At 68.9% G+C, this 25,701-nt stretch carries 24 protein-coding genes and 1 tRNA gene; 15 read left to right on the top strand and 10 right to left on the bottom strand.

Features of this window, described 5'->3' with window-relative positions:
* Nucleotides 1-175: 175 nt before the first annotated feature.
* Together BLQ61_RS12790 and BLQ61_RS12785 are read right to left on the bottom strand one after the other, a co-directional pair.
* A complete protein-coding gene (locus BLQ61_RS12790; protein WP_091570902.1) occupies nucleotides 176-718 on the bottom strand; it encodes a peroxiredoxin in 543 nt (180 codons plus the stop codon).
* A gap of 191 nt (nucleotides 719-909) precedes the next feature.
* Complete coding sequence (locus BLQ61_RS12785; RefSeq protein ID WP_091570900.1) at nucleotides 910-1,281, bottom strand: Mth938-like domain-containing protein; 372 nt, start codon at nucleotides 1,279-1,281, stop codon at nucleotides 910-912.
* A 163-nt stretch (nucleotides 1,282-1,444) separates the two neighbouring features.
* Between BLQ61_RS12785 and BLQ61_RS12780 the strand changes: the two genes are divergently transcribed.
* The 6 genes from BLQ61_RS12780 (at nucleotide 1,445) to moaD (ending at nucleotide 7,928) form a co-directional block, all read left to right on the top strand.
* Entirely contained in the window at nucleotides 1,445-2,680 is a 1,236-nt protein-coding gene (locus BLQ61_RS12780; protein WP_091570993.1) for a pyridoxal phosphate-dependent aminotransferase, read from the top strand.
* 80 nt (nucleotides 2,681-2,760) lie between these two features.
* Nucleotides 2,761-4,095: a homoserine dehydrogenase gene (locus tag BLQ61_RS12775; protein WP_091570897.1), complete on the top strand. Its 1,335-nt coding sequence runs from the start codon at nucleotides 2,761-2,763 to the stop codon at nucleotides 4,093-4,095.
* Between the two features lie 114 nt (nucleotides 4,096-4,209).
* Nucleotides 4,210-5,724: a threonine synthase gene (locus tag BLQ61_RS12770; RefSeq protein WP_091570894.1), complete on the top strand. Its 1,515-nt coding sequence runs from the start codon at nucleotides 4,210-4,212 to the stop codon at nucleotides 5,722-5,724.
* Between the two features lie 111 nt (nucleotides 5,725-5,835).
* Nucleotides 5,836-6,402, top strand: a complete 567-nt coding sequence (gene mobB / locus BLQ61_RS12765) for a molybdopterin-guanine dinucleotide biosynthesis protein B (RefSeq protein WP_091570892.1) — start codon at nucleotides 5,836-5,838, stop codon at nucleotides 6,400-6,402.
* 6 nt (nucleotides 6,403-6,408) lie between these two features.
* Nucleotides 6,409-7,659 carry a molybdopterin molybdotransferase MoeA gene (locus BLQ61_RS12760; protein ID WP_091570889.1) on the top strand — a complete coding sequence of 417 codons (1,251 nt, stop codon included), beginning with the start codon at nucleotides 6,409-6,411 and terminating at the stop codon, nucleotides 7,657-7,659.
* A complete protein-coding gene (moaD, locus tag BLQ61_RS12755) occupies nucleotides 7,656-7,928 on the top strand; it encodes a molybdopterin converting factor subunit 1 (RefSeq protein WP_091570886.1) in 273 nt (90 codons plus the stop codon). The genes BLQ61_RS12760 and moaD overlap by 4 nt, the downstream gene beginning before the upstream one ends.
* An 8-nt stretch (nucleotides 7,929-7,936) precedes the next feature.
* On the opposite strand, the gene BLQ61_RS12750 is transcribed toward moaD, so the two are convergent.
* From BLQ61_RS12750 to BLQ61_RS12740, 3 genes are all read right to left on the bottom strand, one after another.
* Nucleotides 7,937-8,266, bottom strand: coding sequence for a hypothetical protein (locus tag BLQ61_RS12750; RefSeq protein ID WP_091570884.1), 330 nt, complete (start codon nucleotides 8,264-8,266; stop codon nucleotides 7,937-7,939).
* A 91-nt stretch (nucleotides 8,267-8,357) separates the two neighbouring features.
* Nucleotides 8,358-8,501: a DUF3149 domain-containing protein gene (locus tag BLQ61_RS12745; protein ID WP_091570881.1), complete on the bottom strand. Its 144-nt coding sequence runs from the start codon at nucleotides 8,499-8,501 to the stop codon at nucleotides 8,358-8,360.
* Nucleotides 8,502-8,652: 151 nt separating this feature from the next.
* Nucleotides 8,653-8,907, bottom strand: coding sequence for a hypothetical protein (locus BLQ61_RS12740; protein ID WP_091570879.1), 255 nt, complete (start codon nucleotides 8,905-8,907; stop codon nucleotides 8,653-8,655).
* 70 nt (nucleotides 8,908-8,977) lie between these two features.
* On the opposite strand from BLQ61_RS12740, the gene BLQ61_RS12735 reads away from it, so the two are divergent.
* From BLQ61_RS12735 to BLQ61_RS12695, 9 genes are all read left to right on the top strand, one after another.
* On the top strand, nucleotides 8,978-9,448 hold the full coding sequence (locus tag BLQ61_RS12735) for a molybdenum cofactor biosynthesis protein MoaE (RefSeq protein WP_091570877.1): 471 nt from the start codon (nucleotides 8,978-8,980) through the stop codon (nucleotides 9,446-9,448).
* Between the two features lie 65 nt (nucleotides 9,449-9,513).
* Nucleotides 9,514-11,607 (top strand): DUF1800 domain-containing protein, encoded by a 2,094-nt coding sequence (locus BLQ61_RS12730; RefSeq protein ID WP_091570874.1) that lies wholly within the window; start codon nucleotides 9,514-9,516, stop codon nucleotides 11,605-11,607.
* 24 nt (nucleotides 11,608-11,631) lie between these two features.
* Nucleotides 11,632-13,047, top strand: coding sequence for a DUF1501 domain-containing protein (locus tag BLQ61_RS12725; RefSeq protein WP_091570872.1), 1,416 nt, complete (start codon nucleotides 11,632-11,634; stop codon nucleotides 13,045-13,047).
* 70 nt (nucleotides 13,048-13,117) lie between these two features.
* Complete coding sequence (gene clpB, locus BLQ61_RS12720; protein WP_091570869.1) at nucleotides 13,118-15,727, top strand: ATP-dependent chaperone ClpB; 2,610 nt, start codon at nucleotides 13,118-13,120, stop codon at nucleotides 15,725-15,727.
* 78 nt (nucleotides 15,728-15,805) lie between these two features.
* Entirely contained in the window at nucleotides 15,806-16,114 is a 309-nt protein-coding gene (locus tag BLQ61_RS12715; protein ID WP_245704053.1) for a hypothetical protein, read from the top strand.
* Nucleotides 16,115-16,154: 40 nt separating this feature from the next.
* Nucleotides 16,155-17,591, top strand: a complete 1,437-nt coding sequence (locus BLQ61_RS12710; protein ID WP_091570987.1) for an aldehyde dehydrogenase family protein — start codon at nucleotides 16,155-16,157, stop codon at nucleotides 17,589-17,591.
* 132 nt (nucleotides 17,592-17,723) lie between these two features.
* Nucleotides 17,724-18,245: a GNAT family N-acetyltransferase gene (locus tag BLQ61_RS12705; protein ID WP_091570866.1), complete on the top strand. Its 522-nt coding sequence runs from the start codon at nucleotides 17,724-17,726 to the stop codon at nucleotides 18,243-18,245.
* A 213-nt stretch (nucleotides 18,246-18,458) separates the two neighbouring features.
* Nucleotides 18,459-19,835: a DUF1329 domain-containing protein gene (locus BLQ61_RS12700; protein WP_091570863.1), complete on the top strand. Its 1,377-nt coding sequence runs from the start codon at nucleotides 18,459-18,461 to the stop codon at nucleotides 19,833-19,835.
* 145 nt (nucleotides 19,836-19,980) lie between these two features.
* A complete protein-coding gene (locus BLQ61_RS12695; RefSeq protein WP_091570860.1) occupies nucleotides 19,981-20,952 on the top strand; it encodes a tRNA dihydrouridine synthase in 972 nt (323 codons plus the stop codon).
* A gap of 9 nt (nucleotides 20,953-20,961) precedes the next feature.
* Here BLQ61_RS12695 and BLQ61_RS12690 read toward each other — a convergent pair whose 3' ends face one another.
* The 5 genes from BLQ61_RS12690 to BLQ61_RS12670 all read right to left on the bottom strand — a co-directional run bounded on the left by BLQ61_RS12690 (nucleotide 20,962) and on the right by BLQ61_RS12670 (nucleotide 25,541).
* Nucleotides 20,962-22,887: a phospholipase D family protein gene (locus BLQ61_RS12690; protein ID WP_091570857.1), complete on the bottom strand. Its 1,926-nt coding sequence runs from the start codon at nucleotides 22,885-22,887 to the stop codon at nucleotides 20,962-20,964.
* Nucleotides 22,888-22,996: 109 nt separating this feature from the next.
* Nucleotides 22,997-24,118, bottom strand: a complete 1,122-nt coding sequence (ribD, locus tag BLQ61_RS12685) for a bifunctional diaminohydroxyphosphoribosylaminopyrimidine deaminase/5-amino-6-(5-phosphoribosylamino)uracil reductase RibD (protein ID WP_091570854.1) — start codon at nucleotides 24,116-24,118, stop codon at nucleotides 22,997-22,999.
* Nucleotides 24,119-24,191: 73 nt separating this feature from the next.
* Nucleotides 24,192-24,279 (bottom strand) — tRNA-Ser (locus tag BLQ61_RS12680).
* A gap of 56 nt (nucleotides 24,280-24,335) precedes the next feature.
* A complete protein-coding gene (locus tag BLQ61_RS12675) occupies nucleotides 24,336-24,662 on the bottom strand; it encodes a plasmid stabilization protein (RefSeq protein ID WP_091570852.1) in 327 nt (108 codons plus the stop codon).
* Between the two features lie 165 nt (nucleotides 24,663-24,827).
* Entirely contained in the window at nucleotides 24,828-25,541 is a 714-nt protein-coding gene (locus BLQ61_RS12670; RefSeq protein ID WP_175488288.1) for a DUF3334 family protein, read from the bottom strand.
* Nucleotides 25,542-25,701 lie beyond the last annotated feature (160 nt).

Raw genomic sequence — 25,701 nt, 5'->3', positions numbered from 1 at the left:
AGCCTGGGCTTACGCCTCTCGCAGGTGCAACCGGGCGCAAAAAAGCCGCCCGGCGAACCAGGCGGCTTGGCGTGAAAGGGTAGGGGTAGCGCAGCGGTCCGTCAGCGGCATTGAACCATTATGCATGCTGCCCATGGCGCCTCCTGTCGGCGCGCCGTCACTCTCGCCGTGGGGTTCAGGCGGCTTCCTGAACCGGGGTTTCCTTGGCTGGCTTGTCAGTGGCTTCCTTGGCCGGGGCAAGCTTCTTGCCGCTCTTGAGGGCCTTAACAGACTTCAGCACCTCGTCGACGTGGCCGGGCACCTTCAGGCCGCGCCACTCCTGCGCCAGCAAGCCGTCGACGCCCACCAGGAAGGTGCTGCGCTCGATGCCCTTGACCTTCTTGCCGTACATGATCTTGTTCTTGACCACGCCGAACATGTGGCACATCTTCTCCTCGGTGTCGGCGATCAGCTCGAAGGGCAGCTCCAGCTTGGCCTTGAAGTCGTCGTGCGACTTCATGTTGTCGCGCGAGACGCCGAACACCACGGCACCGGCCTTTTCAAAATCCTTGAACTTGTCACGGAATTGCATGGCCTCGGTGGTGCAACCCGGTGTATTGTCCTTGGGGTAGAAATACAGGATCAGGATCTGCCCCAGGTGCGAGACGTTGGACACCTTGACTCCACCAGTCGCGTTGGCTTCGAATTCAGGAAGGGGTTTGTTGACAACGATCGCCATGGCGCTTCTACTCTCCTGGAATTGGTCGACGAAAGCCGGGGGAATGGGAGGATGAGGTGCCCCGCAAAGCACAGGCGCTGCCCCCGACCGCAACCGATAATTTTACCCGCAATGGGCCTTTTCGGCCTAATCGACGGCCAAATACTGGTCGGATATGCAGTGGTTCTTGACAGCCGCTGCGGTGCGGTTTCTCACTCTTCCAGCAGTAGCGCGGCCACCACATGCCGGCCTTCGCCAGCCAGGATGTTGTAGGTGCGGCAGGCGGCCTGGGTGTCCATGCTTTCCACGCCCACCTGCTGGCGCGTGAGTGGCGCCAGCCAGGCCGGCGGCGCAAAGCGCAGGCGCGCTCCGCTGCCGAATACCACCACTTCGGCACCGAGTTCGGCCAGTTGGGCGAAGTGTTCGGCCGTCAGGTCCTCGAAGCGGCTGCAGTTCCACTCGAAGCGCTGGCCGCGCGAGCTGAGCACGGTGCTGGTGCTGGTCTTCTCGCCATCGATGGCGACCCAGCCGGGGCCGTAGGCGGTGATGGCGTTGGCTTCGAAGCGGTCGGGCTGGAATTTCATGCGCAGTAGGCAGTCGGGCGGACGGCCGCGCGGCGGCCCGGGGTGGCAGGGGAACTGTGGTCAAATTATAGGTTTCGCCCGGGCGCCGCGCCTGCCGTGCAGCAATGGCATGGCGCCGTGCCTGCCGTTTTGGTCCCGCAGCCAGCAGCCTTTGTTTCCGCGCATGAAGCCCATCAAGAAGTCCGCCAAGCTCAACAACGTGCTCTACGACGTGCGCGGCCCGATCGTGGACGCGGCCAAGCAGATGGAGGACGAGGGCCAAAAGATCATCAAGCTGAATATCGGCAACCTGGCGCCGTTCGGCTTCGATGCGCCCGAGGAAATCCAGCAGGACATGATCCGCAACCTGCCCAACTCGGCGGGCTACTCGGACAGCAAGGGCATCTTCGCCGCGCGTAAGGCGGTGATGCACTACACGCAGGAGCAGGGCGTGGCCGGCGTGACGTTGGACGACATCTACCTGGGCAACGGCGCCAGCGACCTGATCGTCATGGCCACCAACGCGCTGCTGGACGATGGCGACGAGCTGCTGGTGCCCGCGCCCGACTACCCGCTGTGGACGGCCGCGGCCAGTCTGTCCGGGGGCAAGCCGGTGCACTACCTGTGCGAGGAAGACAACGGCTGGATGCCCAGCCTGGAGGACATCCGCGCCAAGATCACCCCGCGCACGCGCGGCATCGTGGTCATCAACCCGAACAACCCGACCGGCGCGCTGTACTCCGACGAGCTGCTCAAGGGCATCGTCCAGATCGCGCGCGAGCACGAGCTGGTGATCTTCGCCGACGAGGTGTACGACAAGGTGCTGTACGACGGCGTGCGCCACACGCCGCTGGCGCGCCTGTCCACCGACGTGCTGACGCTCACTTTCAACTCGCTGTCCAAGGCCTACCGCTCGTGCGGCTATCGCGCCGGCTGGATGGTGGTCTCGGGCGACAAGGTGGCCGCGCGCGACTACATCGAAGGCATCAACATGCTGGCCAACATCAAGCTCGGCTCGAACGTGCCGGGCCAGTGGGCCATCCAGACCGCCCTGGGCGGCTACCAGAGCATCCAGGACCTGGTGAAGCCCGGCGGCCGGCTGTGCCGCCAGCGCGACCTGGCGTACGAGCTGATCACGCAGATCCCGGGCGTCACCTGCGTCAAGCCGCGCGCGGCGCTGTACATGTTCCCGCGCCTGGACCCCGATCTGTACCCGATCGCGGACGACCGCGAGTTCTTCATGCAGGTGCTGCGCGCCACACGCGTGATGCTGGTGCAGGGCTCGGGCTTCAACTACCCGGACCAGCAGCACTTTCGCATCGTGTTTCTGCCGCACGAGGACGACCTGCGCGAAGCCATCCACCGCCTGGCGGGCTTTCTGGCGCAGTACCGCCAGCGCCACGCGCGCGTAGCCGCCTGAACGCCTTCGATAACTCATTTCTTGATAGCTGCATGCCCTTATAGATAAAGGGCTGCAGCGCTATTTGACTGGTAATTGTTATGAAACCGATCCAGGTAGGCCTGCTGGGCATTGGCACCGTGGGCAGCGGCGTGTTCAACGTGCTGGCGCGCAATCAGGACGAGATCCGCCGCCGCGCCGGCCGCGCCATCCAGATCGCCGCCGTGGCCGACTTGGACACGGCACGCGCGCGCGCCATCGTGGGCGAGGGCGCGCGCGTGGTGGCCGATGCGCGCGAGCTCATCGCTAACCCGGACATCGACGTGGTGGTCGAGCTGATCGGCGGCTACGGCATCGCGCGCGCGCTGGTGCTGGAGGCGATCGCCGCCGGCAAGCACGTGGTGACGGCCAACAAGGCGCTCTTGGCAGTGCACGGCACCGAGATCTTCCAGGCCGCGGCCGAGCGCGGCGTGATCGTCGCCTTCGAGGCGGCGGTGGCCGGCGGCATCCCGATCATCAAGGCGCTGCGCGAAGGCCTGACGGCCAACCAGATCCAGTGGGTCGCCGGCATCATCAACGGCACGACCAACTTCATCCTGTCCGAGATGCGCGACAAGGGCCTGGATTTCGACGTGGTGCTCAAGGAAGCGCAGCGCCTGGGCTACGCCGAGGCCGACCCGACCTTCGACATCGAGGGCGTGGACGCGGCGCACAAGGCAACCATCATGTCGGCGATCGCCTTCGGCATCCCGGTGCAGTTCGACAAGGCGCACGTCGAGGGCATCACCAAGCTTTCCTCCGCCGACATCCGCTACGCCGAGCAACTGGGCTACCGCATCAAGCTGCTGGGCATCACGCGCCGCCGCGCCGAGGGCGTCGAGCTGCGCGTGCACCCGGCGCTGGTGCCGGCCAAGCGCCTGCTGGCCAACGTCGAGGGCGCGATGAACGCCGTGGTAGTGCACGGCGACGCCGTGGGCACCACGCTGTACTACGGCAAGGGAGCGGGCTCCGAGCCCACCGCCAGCGCGGTGATCGCCGACTTGGTGGACATCGCCCGGCTGATGGACGCCGACGTCGCGCACCACGTGCCGCCGCTGGCCTTCCAGAGCCACACCCTGGCGGCGGCCGGCACCGAGCTGCCGGTGCTGCCGATGAGCGAGGTGGTGACCAGCTACTACCTGCGCATTCGCGTGGCCGACGAGGCCGGTGTGCTGGCGCGCATCACCGGCATCCTGGCGGATGCCGGCATCAGCATCGACGCGGTGCTGCAGCGCGAGGCCGAGGAGGTGGGCGGCGAGGGCTCGGTGCAGACCGACCTGATCATCCTGACGCATGACACGCGCGAGGGCGGCATGGACGCGGCGCTGGCGCAGATCCAGCAGCTGCCCACCGTGCTGGCGCCGATCACGCGCGTCCGCAAGGAAGCGCTGTCCTGACGACCGCGGCCGCCGGCGGGCCGCGAGAGCCGGCACGCTGAACCACCGCGCATGGCGGCAGGCCGATCGCTCTCCAGTCGCCTGTCCGCCCCCTTGTTCCTGCGAGGCCTTCCGATGCATTACCTCTCCACCCGCGGCGACGCCACGCCGCGCAAATTCTGCGACATCCTGCTGGCCGGCCTGGCGCCCGACGGCGGTCTGTACCTGCCCGAGCATTACCCGCAGATCGACGCGGCACGCCTGCAGCAATTGCGCGAGGTGTATCGCGGCCAGGGCTACGCGGCGCTGGCGTTCGAGATCCTCTCGCTCTATATCGACGACATCCCGCCCGCCGACTTGCGCGCGCTGTGCGAGAAGACATACACGCGGGAAGTCTTCGGCACGCCCGAGATCGTGCCGCTGCGCAAGCTGGAAGACGGCCTCTGGCTGCAGGCGCTGTCCAACGGCCCGACGCTGGCCTTCAAGGACATGGCGATGCAGCTCTTGGGCAACCTGTTCGAGTACGAACTGGTGCGCCGCGGCGAAGAGCTGAACATCCTGGGCGCCACCAGCGGCGACACCGGCAGCGCCGCCGAATACGCCATGCGCGGAAAAAAAGGCATTCGCGTCTTCATGACCAGCCCGCACGGGCGCATGAGCCCGTTCCAGCAGGCGCAGATGTTCTCGCTGCAGGACGCGAACATCCACAACATCGCCATCGAAGGCGTGTTCGACGACTGCCAGGATATCGTCAAGGCGGTCAGCAACGACCATGCCTTCAAGGACAAATACCGCATCGGCACGGTGAACTCCATCAACTGGGCGCGGCTGCTGGCGCAGGTGGTGTATTACTTCGCCGGTTACTTTCAAGCCACGGAACTGGCCCCCACGCTCCCCGCTGCGCAGGGTTCGCTGCCCCCCGAGGTGGCTGGTTCGCCTTGGGGCGGCCCGGCGGCGAACCGCAAGGCGCAAAAGGTTAGCTTCACGGTCCCCAGCGGCAACTTCGGCAATGTCTGCGCCGGCCACGTGGCGCGGCAGATGGGCCTGCCGATCGACCGGCTGGTGGTGGCGACCAACGAGAACGATGTGCTCGACGAGTTCTTCCGCACCGGGGTGTATCAGGTGCGCGGCGCGGCCGACACGCACGAGACGTCCAGCCCGTCGATGGACATCAGCAAGGCGAGCAATTTCGAGCGTTTCGTCTTCGACCTGATGGGCCGCGACGGCGCCGCCACGCGCGCGCTGTTCGAGGACGGCGTGGGCCGCGCCGGTCGGTTCGATCTGAGCGCCGACGCGCGCTTTGCCGAGGTCCCGGCGCGCTTCGGCTTCGCCAGTGGCAAGAGCACGCACGCCGACCGGCTGGCGACCATTCGCGACACCTGGGAGCGCTTCGGCACCATGATCGACACCCACACCGCCGACGGCGTGAAGGTGGCGCGCGAGCAGCGCGGCGGCGACGCGGGCGTGCCCATGGTGGTGCTGGAGACGGCGCTGCCCATCAAGTTCGAGGCCACCATCGTCGAGGCCCTGGGCCGCCCGCCCGAGCGCCCGCCGAAGTTCGACGGCATCGAGCAGCTGCCCAAGCGCTTCAGCGTGCTGCCGGCCGACGCCGAGCAGGTCAAGGCCTACATCGCCGCGCATTGCGGCTGAGTCCGGCCCGCCGGATGGCGCCTGCCCGGCGCAGGGCCGGTTTTTGAATGAAAAAGGAATATTTTCCTGACAAACAAAGCGCCTGCAGCTATTGAAATAGGAGCAAACGGCATGAAGGTCGCATGCTTTGCCGGCTACTCCGGCAGTGGCAAGACCACGCTGGTCGAGCAGGTCATCGCGCACCTGGTGGCGCGTGGTCTGGGGGTCTCGGCGATCAAGCACGCGCACCACGGCTTCGACATGGACCGGCCCGGCAAGGACAGCTGGCGCCACCGTCAGGCCGGCGCGCGCGAGGTGCTGGTCGCCTCCGACCAGCGCATGGCGCTGCTGCGCGAGTTCGACGCCGGCCAGGCGCCCGACGTGCACGGCCTGCTGGCGCAACTGCAGCCGGACGTGGACTGGGTGCTGGTCGAGGGCTTCAAGGCCAGCTCGCTGCCGCGCATCGAGGTCTGGCGCGCCGCCGCGCCGGGCGAGCCGGCGCGTCCGGTACGCTACCCGGACGACGGCGGCATCGTCGCCGTCGCCACCAGTACCCCGCAGCAGCTGCCCGAGGCCGCGCGCCAGCCGGTGCTGGACCTGAACGCGCCCGCGCAGGTGGCCGACTGGCTGCTGGCGCACGCCGCGCTCTTCGACTACGTTGCGCACGCCCACCGCGGCGTGCCCTGCCTGAAGGACTGACACGCCATGGCCCGACCGCCTTTGAAATCCCTGGACGACGCGCTGGCCCAGCTGCTGGCTTCCGCCACGCCCCTGGCCGGCAGCGACACGGTGGACACGTTCGACGCCGACGGCCGCGTGCTGCTGGCCGACGCCGTCTCCGCGCTGCAGGTGCCGGCGCAGGACAACAGCGCCATGGACGGCTATGCGCTGCGCTGCGCCGACATGGCCGCCGCCGGCGCCGCGCTGCCGGTGTCACAGCGCATCCCGGCCGGCAGCGTCGGCACCGCCCTGCAGCCCGGCACCGCCGCGCGCATCTTCACCGGCGCGCCGGTGCCGCCCGGCGCCGACGCGGTGGTCATGCAGGAGGACTGCGAGGCGCTGGAGGACGGCCGGGTGCGCGTGCGCGCCGTGCCGCGCGCCGGACAGAACATCCGCCGCGCCGGCGAGGACATCCGCCTGGGCGCCACCGTGCTGGCCGCCGGCACGCGCCTGACACCGCCCGCCCTGGGCCTGGCCGCCAGCATCGGGCTGGCCCGGCTGCAGGTGGCGCGGCGCCCGCGCGTGGCGCTGTTTTCCACCGGCGACGAGCTGGTCATGCCTGGTCAGGTGCCGCCGGCGCAGATGCCGCCGGGCGCCATCTACAACAGCAACCGCTTCTTCCTGCGCACGTTGCTGCAGCGCCTGGGCTGCGAGGTGACGGACCTGGGCATCGTCCCCGACCAGCTGGACGCGACCATCGCCGCGCTGCGCGGCGCCGCCACCCGGCACGACCTGATCCTGACCAGCGGCGGCGTGTCGGTGGGCGAGGAAGACCACGTCAAGCCGGCCGTGCAGCGCCTGGGCACGCTCGAGCTGTGGCTGCTGGCGATGAAGCCGGGCAAGCCCTTCGCCTACGGCCGCATCCAGGGCGGCGAAGGTGACAAGGACGGCGCCACGGGCGCGCACTTCATCGGCCTGCCGGGCAATCCGGTGTCCAGCCTGGTGACCTTCCTGGTGCTGGTGCGCCCGTTCCTGCTGCGCCTGCAGGGCGTGCGGGACGTGACGCCGCGCGCCGTCGCCGCGCGCGCGGCCTTCGAATGGCCGCGGGGCGACGCGCGGCGCGAGTTCCTGCGTGCGCGCCTGAACGACGCGGGCGAGCTGGAGCTGTTCGCCAACCAGGGCTCGGGTGTGCTCACGTCCACCGTCTGGGGCGACGGGCTGGTGGACAACCCGCCGGGCCAGACCATCGCGCCCGGCGACCGCGTGCGCTTCATCCCGTTCGGAGAGCTGCTATGAGCACCGCCGCCGCACCCAAGACCGTCCATGTGCGCTACTTCGCCTCGATCCGCGAGGCGCTGGGCACGGGCCAGGAAACGCTGCAGACCACGGCCGCCACGCTGGGCGCGCTACGCGACGAGCTGATCGCGCGCGGCGAGCCCTGGGCGGGCTGCCTGGCGCGCGGCCGGGCGGTGCGCATGGCGCTGAACCAGGACATGGCGCGCGACACCGACGCCCTGCCCGATGGGGCCGAGGCCGCGTTTTTCCCGCCCGTCACCGGCGGCTGAGGCGTTTTTCAGTCCGGTGGGGGCAGCGGCGGCAGGTCCGGGCTGCGCCAGGCCAGCAACTCGGCCAAGCGCAGCGTGATCCAGCGCGCCTCGCCCACGCTCACACCGGCTTCCCCGGTGCACAACCCGGCATGGATGCCGGCCAGCACGCCGGTCTCGGACGCACCCTCGCGGTGGTACAGCAGCTGCGCCTGCTCGACCAGGTGGCTGGCCAGGTCCTCGCACAGCTCGTAGCGCGCGCGCAGCGCGTCCACCCGCTCGCGCAGCCGCCCGCGCGCGTCGCTGTGCACCTGCACGAACGAGGGCGGGACCACGATCTGGTTGTCATCTTCTTGCATGGCGCGATTGTCGGGCCGCGCAGGCAGCGCACAAAACGACGCGCCTGCCGCAAGGGCAGGCGCGAGGTGGGCAGCCGGTGCGTGAGGGGCGTCAGCGGGGCGTCTTGTGCGCCGCGGGCGCGTCGTCGCGCATGAACAGCCGCAGGAAGAACACCCCCATGCCGAGCATGAAGACGATGCCCACGGCGGAGAACAGGCCGACGTCGGTGGTGAAGAGTTCTTGCAGCAGTCGCATGGCGCTTTCCTTCCTGGCTGGGATTGTCCGAAATCCAATGCCCCTATTGCAGACCAAGTCTCTAGGATGGATATTGCGGCAGGTCAAGGTCGGATGCCGGACTTACCCTGGCAGGGCAGCCAGGAACAGGGCCGCGGCCTCTGCGCGCCGGTCAGTCGGGCACGAACTCGCGCTCGAAGCGCAGGCGGTCCACGTCCAGCTCAAACGTGACCAGCTGCCCCATCTTGCCGTCGGCCTTGCGGTAGGCGGCGAACAGGCTGTAGCGGCCCTGCAGCCGCAGGCTCGGCAGATCGATCAGGGCATACGGCTGCAGCACGAAGGCCTGGTACAGGAAGATCTCGCGGTGCAGGTTCTGCGGCGACGGGTACAGCGTGTAGTCGTCGGTGTGAAGGGCTTGCTGGGCCATGGGCGGGGAGCAGGGTTACAGTGCCAGGCACTGTAGCAAACCCGTTGCCGAGCCTCATCTCGCCCTGCCCATGCCCCGCGTTTCCATCCAGACCGAAGATTTCGACGTTTCCCAGGAGCTGGCCGCGCTGCGTGCCGGCGACGGCCGCGTGGGCGCCGTGTGCTGCTTCGTCGGCACCGTGCGCGATCGCAGCGACGGCGCGCACATCGCCTCGATGGAGCTGGAGCACTATCCCGGCATGACGGAAAAGTCCATCGAGGCCATGGTGGACGAAACATATAACCGTTTTGAACTCCATGGTGTGCGCGTGATCCACCGCGTGGGCCTGCTGGCGCCGCAGGACCAGATCGTGCTGGTGGCCGTGACGTCGGCGCACCGGGGCGTGAGTTTTCAGGCGTGCGAGTTCCTGATGGACTACCTCAAGACTCAGGCGCCTTTCTGGAAGAAGGAGCAGACACCCGGCGGCGCCCGCTGGGTCGATGCGCGCGAGAGCGACGATGCCGCCCTGAGGCGCTGGGGCATCGAACGAGATAACTGCTGAACCCGCCAGGCGGCACGTGCGTGGCCGCCTGGCCTGCCGCGGCCCGCAGGCTGCACGAAGGACCCATGCACGAGACCGCCCCCACCGCCGTGGCCGACGCGCCGCGGCCTGCGCCCGATGGCGCCCCTTCGCTCCGCGCCGTCATCTGGGGTGCGCGCGCGCTCGCGGCCTCCGCCGCGGCGCTGCTGACCCCGGCGCTGGCCACGCCGCAGCCGCAGCTGCTGGGTGCCGGCACGCAGCCGGCGCCGCGCGCGGGCACCCGCCTGCCCACGGCCGACGAATTGATGGACTGGGCGCAGCGGCAGTTCCCCGGCTTCTTCCCAACGCGCGAGCCAACGCAGCGCAGCGACGGCCTACTGTGGCGCCACTATCCCGGCACCGGCAACTACCTCGGTGTGCAGGGCGGCACGGTGCTGGTGTACGGCCCCGGCACCGGCCACCAGATCGCCAACGTCGGCACGCTGGCGCAGTTCGCCGATGTGGTGTTCGCGCCCGCGGCCAGCGGCGTGAGCGACGAGCAGGCGGCACGCCTGCTGCACCACGCAGGCTTCGGGGCGTCGGCCGCCGACATCGCCGCCGTGCGCGCGCACGGGCTGGCGCCTTGGCTGGACGCGCAGCTGGCTCTGCCGCCGGGGCAGGGCGCGTGGGACTGGCTGGTCGGCCAGGGCTATTCGGCGGTGGACGAGCACACCTACTTCTTTTCCGACTATTTCTACCAGTACGCCATCTGGCGCGACCTGCTGAGCGCGCCCGACATGGTGCGCAAGCGCTGGGCGCTGGCCCTGTCCGAGTTCTTCGTGATCTCGATGGACGGCATTGGCGGCTCCATCAAGTGGGCCGGCCTGGCGGGTGCGCACTACTGGGACCTGCTCGGCCGCCTGGGCTTGGGCAACTTCCGCCAGCTGCTGGAGGCGGTGACGCTGCACCCTGCCATGGGGGTGTTCCTAAACACCCACGGCAACCAGAAGGAAAACCCGGCCACCGGCCGCGTGCCGGACGAGAACTACGCGCGCGAGGTGATGCAGCTGTTCACCATCGGCCTGTCCCTGCTGAACCCGGACGGCACGCCGCGCCGTGGTCCCGATGGCCAGCCGATCGAGAGCTACATCCAGTCCGACGTGAGCCAGCTGGCGCGCGTCTTCACCGGCTATCTGGTGGACTACCAGGGCGTGCCCTCGTCGCCCAACCCGCTGGCGCCGCAGCAGTCCATCGTGCACGCGGACTTCCTGCTGCGCCCGATGCGCTTCGAGCCGGCGCGCCATTCGATGCTGGACAAGAGCTTCCTGGGCACGACCATCCCCGCTGGCACGCCCGGGCCCGAGGCGCTGCGCATCGCGCTGGACACGCTGTTTGCGCACCCCAACGTCGGCCCGTTCTTCGCGCGCCAGATGATCCAGCGGCTGGTCACCAGCGACCCCGATCCGGCCTACGTGGGGCGCGTGGCCGCCGTGTTCGACAACAACGGCGCGGGCGTGCGCGGCGATCTGAAGGCGGTGCTACGCGCCATCGTGCTGGACGGGGCGGCGCGCGGCGACGCGGGCCTGTCTGCGCCCACCTTCGGCAAGCTGCGCGAGCCGGTGCTGCGCGTGGCCAACTGGGGGCGCGCCTTCGGGGTGCGTTCGCTCAAGGGCACCTGGAAGAACCAGGTGGGCGCCTGGAACGTCGAGCAGGACCTGCAGCAGGTGCCGCTCAACCCGCCGTCGGTGTTCAACTTCTTCCGCCCCGGCTTCGTGCCGCCGGGCACCGGCATGGCCGCGCGTAGCGCCACGGCACCGGAGTTCCAGCTCGTCAGCGAAAGCTCTGTCGCCGCCTACCTCAATTACCTGCAGAGCATCATCCAGCGCGGCATTTATGTGTACCAGCCGGAGGTGCCCGGCCAGCCGCGCGGCGGCCCGCCGGCGGGCGCCACCTATGTGCCCGACCTGGTGCCCGACTACAGCACCGAGCTGGCCCTGGTGGGCGATTCGGACGCGCTGGTGGCGCGGCTGAACCTGCTGCTGTGCGCCGGCCAGCTCTCGCCCGCGACGTGCGGCTTCATTGCCAATGCGCTGCGCATCGACCAGGTCTCGGCCAGTTCCAACGACGACTTCAAGCGCATGCACGTGGTGCGCGCCATCCTGTTCGTGATGGCGTCGGCCGAATATCTGGTGCAAAAGTAGCGCCCTTCCGCGGAGCCCTGTTCCATGCATGTCCTGCACACCGACACCCTGGCGCGCCGCGCCTTCCTGCGCCGCTGCGGCCAGCTGGCGATGATGGGCGCAGCCGCGCCGCTGTCGCTCAACCTGGCGGCCATGGGCGAGGCCGCCGCCATGACCGCCAGCGACTACAAGGCGCTGGTCTGCGTGTTCCTGTTCGGCGGCAACGATTACGCCAACACCGTGGTGCCGTTCGACGCCGCCAGCCACGCCAGCTATGCGCGCATCCGCGCCGGCATCGCGCTGCCCCATGATCAGCTGCAGGCCACGCGGCTGCTGACCGCTCAGCCGCTGCCCGGCGGGCAGGAGTACGCGCTGCACCCGACCATGGCAGGGCTGGCCGGCCTGTTCAACGACGGCCAGGCGGCGGCCCTGCTCAACGTCGGCCCGCTGGTCGTGCCGACCACGCGCGCGCAGTACGAGGCGCGCGCGGTGCCGCTGCCGCCCAAGCTGTTCTCGCATAACGATCAGCAGTCGGTCTGGCAGTCGCAGGCCGCCGAGGGCGCCACGCACGGCTGGGGCGGGCGCCTGGGCGACTTGGCGCTGTCGAGCAACGGCGGCTCGCTGTTCTCCTGCGTGTCGCTGTCGGGCACCAGCGCGCTGCTGTCCGGGCACGACACGGTGCAATACCAGTGCACGCCGGCTGGGGCGATTGCGGTGAATGCGCTGTCCAACAAGTTCTTTTCCCAGCCGGCGATGCGCGGAGCGTTCGCCGAACTGCTGCAGCAGCCACGCGCGCACCAGCTCGAGGACGCCTACACCCAGGTCATGCGCCGCGGCATCGGCGCGCAGCAACAGGTGGCACAGGCGACGGCGGGCGTGGCGCTGAACACGCCGTTTCTCGCGGGCAACCGCCTGGCCGCGCAGCTGCGCATGGTGGCACGCATGATCGGCGCGCACGCCGCGCTGGGCGTCAGGCGCCAGGTGTTCATGGTCTCGCTGGGCGGCTTCGACCTGCACGACAACCTGGTGCAGCGCCAGCCGGCGCTGCTGCGCCAGGTCAGCGACGGCATCACGGCTTTCCATCAGGCCACGCAGGAGATGGGTCTGGCCCGGCAGGTCACGACCTTCACCGCGTCCGACTTCGGCCGTACACTGAGTTCGAACGGCGACGGCGCCGACCACGGCTGGGGCAGCCACCATCTGGTGGTGGGCGGCGCGGTGCGCGGGCGTGCCTTCTATGGCACGCCGCCGCCGGTGAGCGTGGGCAACACCGGCGCGCCCGAAGATGCCTGGCACGTCGGGCAGGGGCGGCTGCTGCCGACCACTTCGGTGGACCAGTTCGCCGCCACGCTGGCCAGCTGGTTCGGCGTGTCGGATGCCGAACTGCCCTTGGTGTTGCCCAATATCGGGCACTTCGGCGGCGCCGCGTATCCAGTGAACCTGGGGTTCCTGCACGTCTGAGCGCAGTCGCATGCCTTGAAATGATTCGCCGGGCGCCTCAAGTGTTTTGCGATACGGAGGACATCACGCCATGCGTCTCGACAAATTCACCACCAAGTTCCAGGAAGCCCTGTCCGATGCCCAGTCGCTCGCACTCGGGCACGACAACGCCTATATCGAACCCACGCACCTGCTGGTCGCCATGCTGCGCCAGGACGAGGGCCCGCGCGCGCTGCTCGAGCGCGCCGGCGTGAACGTCGGCGGCCTGCTGACAGCAGCCGAGGCCGCCATCAAGCGCCTGCCGCAGGTGCAGGGCCACGACCAGGTGCAGGGCAGCCCCGAGCTGGGCCGCGTGCTGCAGGCCACCGAGAAGGAAGCTATCCAGCGCGGCGACCAGTTCGTCGCCAGCGAGCTGTTTTTGTTGGCGCTGGTCGACAGCAAGGGCGAGGCCGGCGACATCGCGCGCACCCACGGCCTGTCGCGCAAGAGCCTGGAGGCGGCCATTGCCGCCGTGCGCGGTGGCCAGAAGGTGGACAGCCCCGAGGCCGAGGGCCAGCGCGAGGCTTTGAAGAAGTACACGCTCGACCTGACCGAGCGCGCGCGCGCCGGCAAGCTTGATCCGGTCATCGGCCGCGACGAGGAGATCCGCCGTACCATCCAGGTGCTGCAGCGGCGCAGCAAGAACAACCCGGTGCTGATTGGCGAGCCCGGTGTGGGCAAGACCGCCATCGTCGAGGGCCTGGCGCAGCGCATTCTGGCTGGCGAGGTGCCCGAGACACTGAAGAACAAACGCGTGCTGGTGCTGGACATGGCGGGCCTGCTGGCCGGTGCCAAGTTCCGTGGCGAGTTCGAGGAGCGCCTGAAAGCCGTGCTCAAGGAGGTCGCGCATGAGGAAGGGCGCATCATCCTGTTCATCGACGAGATCCACACCATGGTCGGCGCCGGCAAGGCCGAGGGCGCGATGGATGCGGGCAATATGCTGAAACCCGCGCTGGCGCGCGGCGAGCTGCACTGCATCGGCGCGACCACGCTGGACGAGTACCGCAAGTACATCGAGAAAGACGCGGCGCTGGAGCGGCGCTTCCAGAAGGTGCTGGTTGAGGAGCCCAGCGTCGAGGACACGATTGCCATCCTGCGCGGCCTGCAGGTGCGCTACGAGGCGCACCACGGCGTGGACATCACCGACCCGGCGATCGTCGCCGCGGCCGAGCTGTCGCAGCGTTACATCACCGACCGTTTCCTGCCCGACAAGGCCATCGACCTGATCGACGAAGCCGCGGCCAAGATCAAGATCGAGATCGACTCCAAGCCCGAGGAACTCGACCGCCTGGAGCGGCGCATGATCCAGCTCAAGATCGAGCGCGAGGCGGTGAAGAAGGAACAGGATGAGGCCTCGCAAAAGCGTTTGCAGCTGATCGAGGAGGACCTGGGCAAGCTCGAGCGCGAGTACGCCGACCTGGAGGAAATCTGGAAGGCCGAGAAGGCCAGCGCCCAGGGCAGCGAGCAAATCCGCAAGGAGATCGACGCCATCGGCACGCAGATCGAGGACCTGAAGCGCAAGGGCGACTTCAACCGCGTGGCCGAGCTGCAGTACGGCAAGCTGCCCGAGCTGGAAAAGCGCCTGAAGGAGGCGCAGGACAGCGAGACCGCCAGCGGCGGCGAGGGCCCGAAGCACCGGCTGCTGCGCACACAGGTCGGCGCCGAGGAGATCGCCGAGGTGGTCAGCCGCGCCACGGGCATTCCGGTGTCCAAGATGATGCAGGGCGAAAAGGACAAGCTGCTGCGCATGGAGGACAAGCTGCACGAGCGCGTGGTTGGCCAGGACGAGGCGATATCGGCCGTGGCGAATGCCATCCGCCGCTCGCGCTCGGGTCTGTCGGATCCGAACCGGCCGCTGGGCAGCTTCCTGTTCCTGGGCCCCACGGGCGTCGGCAAGACCGAGCTGTGCAAGGCGCTGGCGGGCTTTCTGTTCGACAGCGAGGACCACCTGGTGCGCATCGACATGAGCGAGTTCATGGAAAAGCACTCGGTGGCCCGCCTGATCGGCGCGCCGCCCGGCTACGTCGGCTACGAGGAAGGCGGCTACCTGACCGAGACCGTGCGGCGCAAGCCCTATTCGGTGATCTTGCTCGACGAGGTGGAGAAGGCCCACCCGGACGTGTTCAACGTGCTGCTGCAGGTGCTCGACGACGGCCGCCTGACGGACGGGCAGGGCCGTACGGTGGACTTCAAGAACACCGTGATCGTCATGACCAGCAACATCGGCTCACACCTGATCCAGAGCATGGTCGGCAGCGACGCGCAGGAAATCAAGGACGCAGTGTGGGGTGAGCTGAAGGCGCATTTCCGGCCCGAGTTCCTGAACCGCATCGACGAGACGGTGGTGTTCCACGGCCTGGACGCGCGGCACATCGAGGCCATCGCCCGCATCCAGCTGCGCCAGCTGGAGGCCCGCCTGGCGAAGATGGACCTGAACCTGCAGGTCTCGCCGGCGGCGATGGAGGAGCTGGCCAAGGTCGGCTTCGATCCGGTGTTCGGTGCGCGCCCGCTCAAGCGGGCCATCCAGCAGCGCATCGAGAACCCGCTGTCCAAGTTGCTGCTGGAGGGGCGCTACCCGCCCAAGAGCATCATCCCGGTTGGTGTCGATCCGGTACGCGAGCCAGGGGTATTCCAGTTCGGCGAGGCCGAAGTGGCGCCCTGAGGTCTACCATGGACTGCAGGCGTGGCGCATAGGCGTGGCGCCTGCAATCCGCCTAGAAAGGGGCAAGTTTTGAACGACATGCTGACCGGGCTGGCCCGGTGGACCCTGCGCTTCGTGGTCGTGGCCATGGGCGTGATCCTGTTTCTGAGCATCCTGGCCATGGGCTGCGTACTGGCCCTGGCTTGGGGACTGCGGCTGGTGTGGTCGCGGCTCACGGGCCGGCCGGTGGCGCCCTGGATGCGTGTCGATCCGCGCGGCGCCTGGAGCCAGGCCACGCGCAGCACCGCGCGCTGGACGGCGCATGCCGCCGGCACCGCGCGTGCCGGCGGGGCGCGGTTGCGCGAAGTGACAGATGTGACCGACGTACAGGTACGCGAAGTCCGCTGAAACCCCGGCGCCCCCGCATGCCGCGCCTATGATGGCCGGCATGCCGCCCGATGCCATTCGTGAGATTTTCCAGCGCCAGCACGAAGCCAGCCGCGCCCAGCCGCAGGTACCGCTGACGCTGCGGCGTGAACGCCTGCTACGCCTGGGCAAGCTGCTGCAAGAACATGCACCGGTGCTGGCAGCGGCCGTGCAGGCCGACTTCGGCATGCGCTCGCCGCACCTCACCGAGGTGGCTGACTTCTTTGTGCTGCGTGCGCAGCTGGCGCACACCCTGCGCCACCTGGCGCGCTGGAGCCGTCCGCAGCGCGTACGCACCCCGCTGGCGCTGCAGCCCGCGCGCGCCTTCATCGAGCGCCAGCCGCTGGGCGTGGTTGGCGTGATCGCCCCCTGGAACTACCCCGTGCAACTGTCGCTGGCGCCCGCTATGAGTGCGCTGGCCGCCGGCAACCGGGTGCTGCTGAAACCCAGTGAGCTCACGCCGCACACCTCGGCGCAGCTGGCCGCGCTAGTGGCGCAGTTCTTCGCGCCCGAGGAATTTGCCGTGGCACAAGGCGATGCGGCCACGGCGGCGCTGGTGGCGTCGCTGCCCTTCGACCACCTGGTGTTCACCGGCTCGACCGCCGTCGGCCGCAAGGTGGCGCAGGCCGCCGCGGCCAACCTGACGCCGACCACGCTGGAGCTCGGCGGCAAGTCGCCGTGCATCATCGACGCCGACTGCGACCTGCAAGACGCGGTCTTGAAGATCGCCCACGGCAAGCTGCTGAACGCCGGCCAGACCTGCATCGCCCCCGACTACGTGCTGCTGCCGCGCGGCAGCGAGGCGGCCTTCGCCGATGCCTACCAGGCAGCGGTGGCGCGGCTGTTCCCGTATTTCGAGGGCAACCCCGACTACGCCTCCATCATCAACACCCGCCACCTGGCGCGGCTGCGCACCATGCTGCAGCAGGCGCAGACACTGGGCGCGCAGCTGCGCGTGCTGCAGCCGGTGCCCGGCAGTCCGCCCCGTCCGCCGCAGAGCATCGGCGATGGCGTGGGGCGGCAGATGGCGCCGGTGCTGGTCTTCGGCGCCACCGCACAGATGCAGCTGATGCAGGAGGAAATCTTTGGCCCGGTGCTGCCGGTGCTGGGCTATGAACGGCTGGACGACGCGGTGGCGCACATCAATTCCCAGCCCCGGCCGCTGGCCTTGTACTGGTTCGGCCGCAACAACGCCGTGCGCGACGAGGTGCTGGGCCGTACGGTCAGCGGCGGGGTGTCGGTGAACGACACGCTGCTGCACGTCGCGCACGACAACCTGCCGTTCGGCGGGGTGGGCGACAGCGGCTGGGGGGCCTACCATGGCGAGGCCGGCTTCCTGCGCTTTTGCCATCAGAAAAGCGTGCTGGTGCAGTCGCGCTGGAACCTCGGCCAGCTGCTGTACCCGCCTTACGGGGCAAGGTTCGAGCGGGTGCTGGCATTGCTCAAACGGCTCGCCTGAAGCGGCGCAAACAGGGCCCGCATCCTGGTTCAGGCAGTGTTGCTAAGGGCTTGAAACCCTGCCCCTGGCGCACCTGGGGTCGTTTGCGTAAAAATAGCGGGTTTTCCCTTTGTCACCCGTCTTCGTTTGTCCATGTCCAGTATCCAGGTCCGCCCTGCCACCCTCCGCGATGCCAAGGCCATCGCCCAAGTCCACACCCACGCCGCACTGGAGGCCTACCGTGGTCTGGTGCCGGACGATCAGCTGAAATCCATGACGTCCGTGGAAAAGCGTCAGGCCTACTGGCGCGAGGCCATCGAGTACTGCGAGCCCCAGGTGCAGGTGGCCGTCGATGGCGACAAGATCGTCGGCTTCGTCGGCTTCGATCGCTCGCGCGATGCCAAGACCCGCCCGACCACCGGCGAGATCTGGGCCATCTATGCCGCCCCCAGCCACTGGAGCCAGGGCGTGGGCGTGGCCCTGTGGGACGCCGCGCGCGACGGCCTGTCCGAGGAAGGCTGCACCACCGTCACCGCCTGGGTGCCGCTGCGCAACGAGCGTGCGCTGCGCTTTCATGAGATGGCCGGCTTCAAGCGCGAGATGACCACCGCCAAGACCGCCGTGATCGGCGGCGTGAAGATTGAGGAAGTGCGCCTGAAGCGCCCGCTAAACTGATCGAAAAACTCACTTTTTGATAGCTGCAGGCCTGCTGCCCGCAAGGGCCAGCGGGCTTTTTTGTCTGAATTTGCGCTGCGGCACATGCCAGGGCTGTGCTAGTCCCATCAGACGATTCCCGACGCGCGCGGGCTTTGAACAATCGGCTGCATCGACGCGCCTGCACGGGCGCGTTGCCACTTTCATTGACCGCAGGAGAGGGACGCAGCACACATGAACTTCCAACCATCGCGCACCGCACTGGCCCTGTGCCTAGGACTGCTGGCCGCGCCGCTGGCGCAGGCCAAGGTGTCCGCCGCCGAGGCCGACCGCCTGGGCAAGGAGCTGACCTGCATGGGCGGCATCAAGGCCGGCAACGCCGAGGGCACCATCCCACCCTTCACCGGCAAGTACCTGGGCGCGCCAGCCGGCACCAAGTTCACCAAACACGCCGGCCAGTTCCAGCCCGACCTGTACGCCAACGAAAAGCCGCTGGTGGAAATCACCGCCGCCAACATGGCGCAGTACGCCGACAAGCTGAGCGACGGGCAAAAGGCGTTGCTCAAGCGCTTTCCGAACTCCATGCGCCTGCCGCTGTACCCGGGCCACCGCGACTTCCGCTACGACGACGAGGTCTGCGCCGTGGCGAAGAAAAACGCCCTGGAGGCCGAGCTGGTCAACGACGGCAACGGCGTCAAGGGCTACATGGGCGCGGTCAGCTTCCCGATTCCGAAGAACGGACTGGAGGCCTTCTGGAACAACCTGATGCCCGCGCGCGCCGCCACCGAGACGGTGCGGCGCGACCTGGCGGTGGTCACCGAAAAGGGCGATATCACCTGGGGCCGCACCATCTATTCGCAGCTGAGTTACTACGACAGCCCGGGCAACCTGGGCAAGCCCAATGGCGAGCAGTACGCCTCGGCCACCAACATCACCGAGCTGCCCGAGCGCGAGAAGGGCGGGGTGGTGTTGTCCAACGAGCCGATCAACTTCGCCACGCACAAGCGCCTGGCGTGGATGTACGACCCAGGCACGCGCCGCGTGCGCCAGATGCCCGAGTTCGGCTTCGACCAGCCGATCCCCGGCTCCAGCGGCAAGGTGACCATCGACTCCGATCGGCTGTTCAATGGCTCGCCCGAGCGCTACGAGTGGACGCTCAAGGGCAAGCGCGAGATGGTCATCCCGGCCAATGCGCTGCGCCTGCACCAGCAGATCAAGTACACCGACCTGATCCAGCCCGGCCACCCGAACCCGGCCTACACCCGCTACGAGCTGCGCCGCGTGTGGGTGCTGGAGGGCGCGCTCAAGCCCAGCTACCGCCACCTGTTCGCCAAGCGCGTGATGTTCCTGGACGAGGACACGGGCCATGCCGTCGCCACCGACCTGTACGACGCGCGCGGCCAGCTGTGGCAGCACGGCGAGACGCACTACTACTACTCGTACGACATGAACCGCTGGCACGCCGGCACGTCGTTCTTCTACGACCTGAACTCGGGCACCTATGTGGGCATGAACATGTACCAGGGTCGCGACCAGGGGCCGATCCTGAACAAGAACGACCTGAAGTCGACGCAGTTCACCCCGGAATACATCCGCAACCTGGCCAACTGACCGCCTGCGCCTGCGCCGGCACGCTACAGCTGCCCTGCCATGCAGGCGGCCGTTTTTCGTGCCCGCTGCGGCGGCGCCCGCGAATGGGTTAAGGTGCGCGCCCTCCCGATCGCACCGCCCGCCTGGCCCGTGGGTGCCTTTTTCCATGACGCTGCTGCTCGCCCCGATGGAGGGGCTTCTCGACTTCGTGCTGCGCGACGTGCTCACGCGCGTGGGTGGCGTGGACCGCTGCGTGTCCGAGTTCATCCGCGTCACCGGCAGCCTGCTGCCGGACAAGGTCTTCCACCGCTTCATCCCCGAACTGCAGCACGGCGGGCGCACCCTGGCCGGCGTACCGGTGCGCGCGCAGCTGCTGGGCTCGGACCCGGTGAGCATGGCCGAAAACGCCGCGCGTCTGGCGCAGCTGGGGCCGGAAGGGATCGACCTGAACTTCGGCTGCCCGGCCAAGACCGTGAATCGGCACGGTGGCGGCGCCTCGCTGCTGCGCGAGCCCGAGCGCATCGCCGCCGTGGTGGCGGCCGTGCGCCGGGCCGTGCCGGCGCACCTGCCGGTGTCGGCCAAGATGCGGCTGGGCTACGACGACCCCGGCCGGGCGCTGGAATGCGCTCTGGCCATGCAGGACGGCGGCGCCTGCGAGGTGGTGGTGCACGCGCGCACCAAGACCGACGGCTACCGTCCGCCGGCGTACTGGGAACTGGTCGCGCCCATCCGCCAGGCGTTGCGCGTGCCGGTGGTGGCCAACGGCGAGATCTGGAGCGTGCAGAACGCGCTGCGCTGCCGCGCGGCCAGCGGCTGCGACGCGCTGATGCTGGGGCGCGGCATCGTCGCCGATCCGGGCCTGGCGCTGGCCATTCGCGCTCACGATGCAGGGCATGCGCCCGAGCCGCTGCCCTGGACGGCCATGGCGCCACACCTGGCGCGCTTCTGGGATCTGGTGTGCGAACACCTGGAGCCACGCCAGCGCGCCGGCCGGCTCAAGCAATGGCTGGCGCTGCTGCGCCGGCACTATCCGCAGGCCGAGGAGGCCTTCCAGCAGGTGCGGCGGATGACCGAGCAGCGCGACGTCAGCGCCTGGGTGGCGCGGCTGCAGGACACGGCGGCCTGCAGCGCCGGCTGACTGCTGCGGTCACAGCAGCCGGTCGGGCGCCAGCGGGCCCAGCAGACGGAGCATCAGGCGCAGCCACAGGCTGCTGTCGGGATCGTGCGTGGCGTCCGGCAGGTCGCTGCCCTGCGGCGCGCGCCATACCAGTCCGCTGCCGTCTGGCTGCTGCTCGATATGCCAGGCACCTGCGCGCATGGCGTTGTCGATCTGGTGCGCGGCCTGCTCGGACAGCTTGCGGCTGCGGATCACCAGCGCGATCTCGGTGTTCTGCAGCTGCGAGCGCAGGTCCAGGTTCATGGAGCCCACCACCAGCAGGTTGCGGTCGGAGACCAGCACCTTGGAGTGCAGCATGGAGCGCGATGCGCCGGGCGCGCCGCCCGAAGTGCTGTCCTCGCCCGTGGCCGACTTGCTGCCGGCCACACCCTTGCCCGACGAGGCGCCGGCGCCGGAGTCGCCGAAGGCCGAGCGCAGCCCAGCCTGCTCGCTGCGCAGCTCGTACAACTCGACTCCCATTTCCAGCAGCTCGCGCCGGTGGCGCGCGTAGCCGACGTGGGCGATGGGCGCGTCGTTGGACGCCAGCGAGTTGGTCAGGATGCGGACCCGCACCCCGCGCGCGCGGGCCTCGGCGAAGGCGCGCTTCATGTCGTCGCCCGGCACGAAGTAGGGCGAGATGATCAGCAGCTCGCGCTGCGTCAGCTGCATCAGCTGCAGCAGGCCATCGACCACGGTCTCGGCGTCGCGCGCCCCGGCGGCCGCCGGGCCAGGAGCCGCGCTGACGGGCGCGTCGCGGCGCAGCAGCGGGGCATCGGGTGTGGCGTCCGCTTCGCTTGGTGAGGTGGCTGCGGCAGCGGGCAGGCTGTCGCTTTCCAGCGGCACCTTGGTCGGCTTGTCGGCCAGCATGGCCGCCGGCGCCCAGGTCCACTGTACGGCCTGCAGGTTCATGGGTTGCTGGTTCCAGACCTGCACCGCCTTGTCCAGGTGCGCGGCCTCGGGCGGCGGCGCCAGGTCGGCCGCGGCACCGGCCTTGGCGCTGGAGCGGGCAGCCGCAGCGGCCGCCTTGGCGGCTTCCTTGGGCGTCACCAAGGGCGGCGGCTGGGGGGCTTGGGCGGCATCCTGATTGGCATCCTGGACCTCCTCCTGGGCCTTGCGATCCACCTGCTGGCGCAGGCGCTCCAGTTCCTCACGCGTGATCAGCGACTGCACCGGGTAGGAGCGCGGGTTGTTCCAATAGCTGTCGAAGCTGCGCGACATGTCGGCCACGATGGGACCGGCGGCCAGCACGTCCATGTCGACGAAGTTCTCGCCCGTGCCTTGGCCGAAGTACGAGTCGCCCAGGTTGCGCCCGCCGGTCACGCCTACCACGTTGTCGGCGATGAACAGCTTGTTGTGCATGCGCTGCTGCACGCGCGAGAAGTCGGTCACCGAGCCCCACAGCCGCCCCAGCATCGAGGCGCGCGTGCCGGCCACCGGGTTGAACATGCGCATCTCGATGTGCGGCTCGAACGCCAGGCCCATGACCAGTGCGTTGCGCCCGGTGCTGTGGAAGTCGTCCAGCAGGATGCGCACCCGCACGCCGCGCCGCGCCGCCTGCACCACGCCCTGCAGCAGCCGGGCGGTGCTGGCATCGGCGTGGATCGCGTAGTACTGCAGGTCCAGCGTCTTCTGCGCGGCCTGCACCATCGCCAGGCGGCTGCCGTACGCGTCCTGCGGCCCGCTGAGCAGCATGAAGCCCGACGCCGAGCGCGCCCCGGCCGCGGCGCGCCTCTGGGCCACCAAGGCGGACAGGGCGGTGGGCTGCTGGGCGACGTCGATGGCGTTGGAGACGGGACGGTCCACGTCCTTGGGCAGTCCGGCGCAGGCGCTGCACACCATCACGAGGGTAGTGGCGATCCAGCCGCGCGCGGCAAGGCCGGCGCGCGCGCGACGGGTCGAAAGGGTAGGGGCAGGCATGTGGTGGAGCGCACGAGGCGCGCTGTAAGCGGATGCAAGCTTATAGCCCGGCTCCCCGCCTGCGGGCTGTCAGACACCCACGCGCCGCGGGGTGGGCGGGCCGTCGCCCTCAGCCGCCGGCGCGGCCCTGTACCCGGGCCACCAGACGCAGGTCGGGGCCGACGCGCTGCACGTCGTGGAACTGCAGGGACAGGCCCTCTTGCAGCGACTGCAGCGGCCCCCAGTGCGCCAGAGGGCGGGTCTGCGCGCCCAGCAGGGTCGGCGCCATGTAGACCAGCAACTCGTCCACCAGGCCCTCGCGCAGCAACGAACCATTCAGCCGGTGGCCGGCCTCGACGTGCAGCTCGTTCGCGCCGCGCGCCGCCAGGTCGCGCAGCAGCGCCGCCAGGTCCACCTTGCCGCGCGCATCGGGCAGCTGGACCAGCACGGCGCCGCGCGCGCGCAATGCCTCGGCCCTGGGGTCGTCCTGCGCTGCAGCGGTGTAGATCAGCACCTCGCGCCCCGGTACGTCAAAAAGGCGTGCTGTGGCAGGAGTGTCCAGGCGGCTGTCGACCAGCACCAGGCGCGGCTGGCGCGGGGTAGCTGTTTCGCGCACGTCCAGGCGCGGGTCGTCGTCCAGGACCGTGCCCACGCCCGTCAGCACAGCGCAGGCGCGCGCGCGCCAGGCGTGGCCGTCGGCGCGCGCGGCAGGCGAGGTGATCCACTGGCTCACGCCGTTACCCAGCGCCGTCGCGCCATCCAGCGACACGGCGGCCTTCAGCCGCACCCAGGGCAGGCCGCGCAGCATGCGGCTGAAGAAACCGATGTTCAGCTCGCGCGACTCCTCGGCGCCCGGTCCCACATCCACGGCGATCCCGGCCGCGCGCAGGCGCGCGAAACCCTGGCCAGCAACCCGTGGGTTGGGATCGGCCAGCGAGGCCACCACGCGCCCGATGCCAGCCTCGATCAGCGCATCGCAGCAGGGACCCGTGCGGCCGTGGTGGGAGCAGGGCTCCAGCGTCACATAGGCGGTGGCGCCGCGGACCCCGTACCCCTGAGCCGCCGCATCGCGCAGCGCCATGACCTCGGCATGCGGGCCGCCGGCCTGCTGGGTGAAGCCCCGGCCCAATACTTGGCCATTCGGGGCGGTGATGACGCAGCCCACTCGCGGATTCGGGCTGGAAATAAAAAGCGCCTGGGCGGCGAGCCCAAGCGCTTGCTGGATGTATGCGCAATCCGTGGAGGCAGTCATGGCGTCGGCCGCAGCAGCACGCCGGCGAGAGACCAGGAGGCTGCTGGTGCGCGGCTGCCAGCGAAGGTGCTGGTGGCGGAGACTGTGAGATTCGAACTCACGGACGGTTGCCCGTCGGCAGTTTTCAAGACTGCTGGTTTAAACCACTCACCCAAGTCTCCAGCGGGAAGCGGCGCATTGTAAGCGCCGCTGCGGGTGCGAAGACAGGCCGACGGCGTCAGCCGCCCACGGCCTTGGCCAGCTGGGCCTTGTTCATCTTCGAGCGACCGGCGATGTTCTTGCGCTTGGCCTCTTCGTACAGCTGCTCGCGCGTGCGGCCCTGGGCGCCGGAGTGCGAGCGGTGCCCACCACGCACCGGCGCCGGGGTGTCGTGCAGCGTTTTGGGGTTGGCGGTCCTGGACTCGCCGTGCTGGGCGCGTTCCTTGTTGACCGTGCGTGCGGCGATCTCCTCGGCGCGCTCGGTGCTTTCGCCGCGCTCCTTGGCGCTGCTCTTGATGTGCTGATACTGGCGCTCGCGCTTGGCGCTCCAGGCGGCTTGGGGCATGTGGCACCTCCGTGCAAAAGGGGATGCCCCGCAGGCTAGGCGCTGGTCGCCGCCGCGCTGTCGGTGGTTGCAGGCCGCCTCTGTAGGAATTGAATGAAAAGCGCCTTGAGCCCTTGTTCTTCAATGGCCTTCAGCTATTTTTTCAGTAGCGAAATGGCGCAGCTCTCACATGCCCAGCGAGCGCAGCAGCGACTGGGTGTCGTCGTCATCGCCGCCACTGCCGGCCGCGGGCGTGGAGCGCGTCGCCTGGCCGGCAGCGTCCCTGGCGACCTGGGCCATCACCACGTCCGGGTCGGGGGCGTCCTGGGGTTCGAAGTCGTGCAGCTTGACGAACTGCGTGCGGTCCATCGCCAGCTCGAGGTAGAAGATGTTGTGCTGGCCGGTGTAGAAGGTGACGCGGCGCGCCTCGGCCTGGTCCAGGTTGGCGTCCACGCTCAGCACCACCTGCTGGTTCAGCACCAGCATCTTGGGCTGGTTCTGGCGGATATGCGTCTGCAGCTCGCGCCGCACGGCGCTGGTGAAATCGCCCACCACCTGGTTCATCAGCTCGCCCATGACGTTGCTGACCTCGTCGGAAGTGAACGAGCGTGCCAGGTCCTCGCGCCCCATGCCCATGCTGAGCATGTAGCCCTCGTAGATCTCCATGGCCGCGGCGGCCGAGAAGTTGGCGATCACCAGCCCGGAAAACCCGCCGTCGAACAGCACGAAGCAGCCAATGTCGGGCTTCAGGCAGGTCTTGGTGATGCGCTGCACCATGGCCGAGTAGTGCACCGGCGCCTGGGTGGCCACGGACAGCACGCGCGTGACCGAGTTGCACAGCGATACCAGCACGCTTTCGGTGCCATAGACGACGGGGGTGGAATCGGGTTGGATACTCATGGAGGGCAAAAGCGGCAGGCGCCGCAGGGCTGGGTTGGAACCGGCCGCCATCATGACACGCACCCCGTGTGCCGCCCGCCACGCCGGCCCATGGCGGGGAGTGTGTCGCCGGGCAGGATTCAAAATTCCTGAATGTCGATATGAATGCGATTGAATTGCA

Origin of the sequence: Oryzisolibacter propanilivorax (assembly GCF_900103645.1) — a bacterium.
Lineage (GTDB): Bacteria > Pseudomonadota > Gammaproteobacteria > Burkholderiales > Burkholderiaceae_C > Melaminivora > Melaminivora propanilivorax.
Note: the sequence above shows the minus strand (reverse complement) of the source record. Positions and strands in the feature narration are given on the sequence as shown.

Bases quoted from the DNA above. Each gene is read 5' to 3' on its own strand.
- BLQ61_RS12675 (WP_091570852.1), bottom strand. From the start codon at position 24,662: ATGCCCCAAGCCGCCTGGAGCGCCAAGCGCGAGCGCCAGTATCAGCAC.
- BLQ61_RS12715 (WP_245704053.1), top strand. From the start codon at position 15,806: ATGCTGACCGGGCTGGCCCGGTGGACCCTGCGCTTCGTGGTCGTGGCC.
- BLQ61_RS12695 (WP_091570860.1), top strand. From the start codon at position 19,981: ATGACGCTGCTGCTCGCCCCGATGGAGGGGCTTCTCGACTTCGTGCTG.
- BLQ61_RS12725 (WP_091570872.1), top strand. From the start codon at position 11,632: ATGCATGTCCTGCACACCGACACCCTGGCGCGCCGCGCCTTCCTGCGC.
- moaD (WP_091570886.1), top strand. From the start codon at position 7,656: ATGAGCACCGCCGCCGCACCCAAGACCGTCCATGTGCGCTACTTCGCC.
- BLQ61_RS12760 (WP_091570889.1), top strand. From the start codon at position 6,409: ATGGCCCGACCGCCTTTGAAATCCCTGGACGACGCGCTGGCCCAGCTG.
- BLQ61_RS12745 (WP_091570881.1), bottom strand. From the start codon at position 8,501: ATGCGACTGCTGCAAGAACTCTTCACCACCGACGTCGGCCTGTTCTCC.
- BLQ61_RS12705 (WP_091570866.1), top strand. From the start codon at position 17,724: ATGTCCAGTATCCAGGTCCGCCCTGCCACCCTCCGCGATGCCAAGGCC.
- BLQ61_RS12780 (WP_091570993.1), top strand. From the start codon at position 1,445: ATGAAGCCCATCAAGAAGTCCGCCAAGCTCAACAACGTGCTCTACGAC.
- BLQ61_RS12790 (WP_091570902.1), bottom strand. From the start codon at position 718: ATGGCGATCGTTGTCAACAAACCCCTTCCTGAATTCGAAGCCAACGCG.
- BLQ61_RS12770 (WP_091570894.1), top strand. From the start codon at position 4,210: ATGCATTACCTCTCCACCCGCGGCGACGCCACGCCGCGCAAATTCTGC.
- BLQ61_RS12690 (WP_091570857.1), bottom strand. From the start codon at position 22,887: ATGCCTGCCCCTACCCTTTCGACCCGTCGCGCGCGCGCCGGCCTTGCC.
- ribD (WP_091570854.1), bottom strand. From the start codon at position 24,118: ATGACTGCCTCCACGGATTGCGCATACATCCAGCAAGCGCTTGGGCTC.
- BLQ61_RS12730 (WP_091570874.1), top strand. From the start codon at position 9,514: ATGCACGAGACCGCCCCCACCGCCGTGGCCGACGCGCCGCGGCCTGCG.
- mobB (WP_091570892.1), top strand. From the start codon at position 5,836: ATGAAGGTCGCATGCTTTGCCGGCTACTCCGGCAGTGGCAAGACCACG.
- BLQ61_RS12735 (WP_091570877.1), top strand. From the start codon at position 8,978: ATGCCCCGCGTTTCCATCCAGACCGAAGATTTCGACGTTTCCCAGGAG.
- clpB (WP_091570869.1), top strand. From the start codon at position 13,118: ATGCGTCTCGACAAATTCACCACCAAGTTCCAGGAAGCCCTGTCCGAT.
- BLQ61_RS12750 (WP_091570884.1), bottom strand. From the start codon at position 8,266: ATGCAAGAAGATGACAACCAGATCGTGGTCCCGCCCTCGTTCGTGCAG.
- BLQ61_RS12670 (WP_175488288.1), bottom strand. From the start codon at position 25,541: ATGAGTATCCAACCCGATTCCACCCCCGTCGTCTATGGCACCGAAAGC.
- BLQ61_RS12785 (WP_091570900.1), bottom strand. From the start codon at position 1,281: ATGAAATTCCAGCCCGACCGCTTCGAAGCCAACGCCATCACCGCCTAC.
- BLQ61_RS12710 (WP_091570987.1), top strand. From the start codon at position 16,155: ATGCCGCCCGATGCCATTCGTGAGATTTTCCAGCGCCAGCACGAAGCC.
- BLQ61_RS12700 (WP_091570863.1), top strand. From the start codon at position 18,459: ATGAACTTCCAACCATCGCGCACCGCACTGGCCCTGTGCCTAGGACTG.
- BLQ61_RS12740 (WP_091570879.1), bottom strand. From the start codon at position 8,907: ATGGCCCAGCAAGCCCTTCACACCGACGACTACACGCTGTACCCGTCG.
- BLQ61_RS12775 (WP_091570897.1), top strand. From the start codon at position 2,761: ATGAAACCGATCCAGGTAGGCCTGCTGGGCATTGGCACCGTGGGCAGC.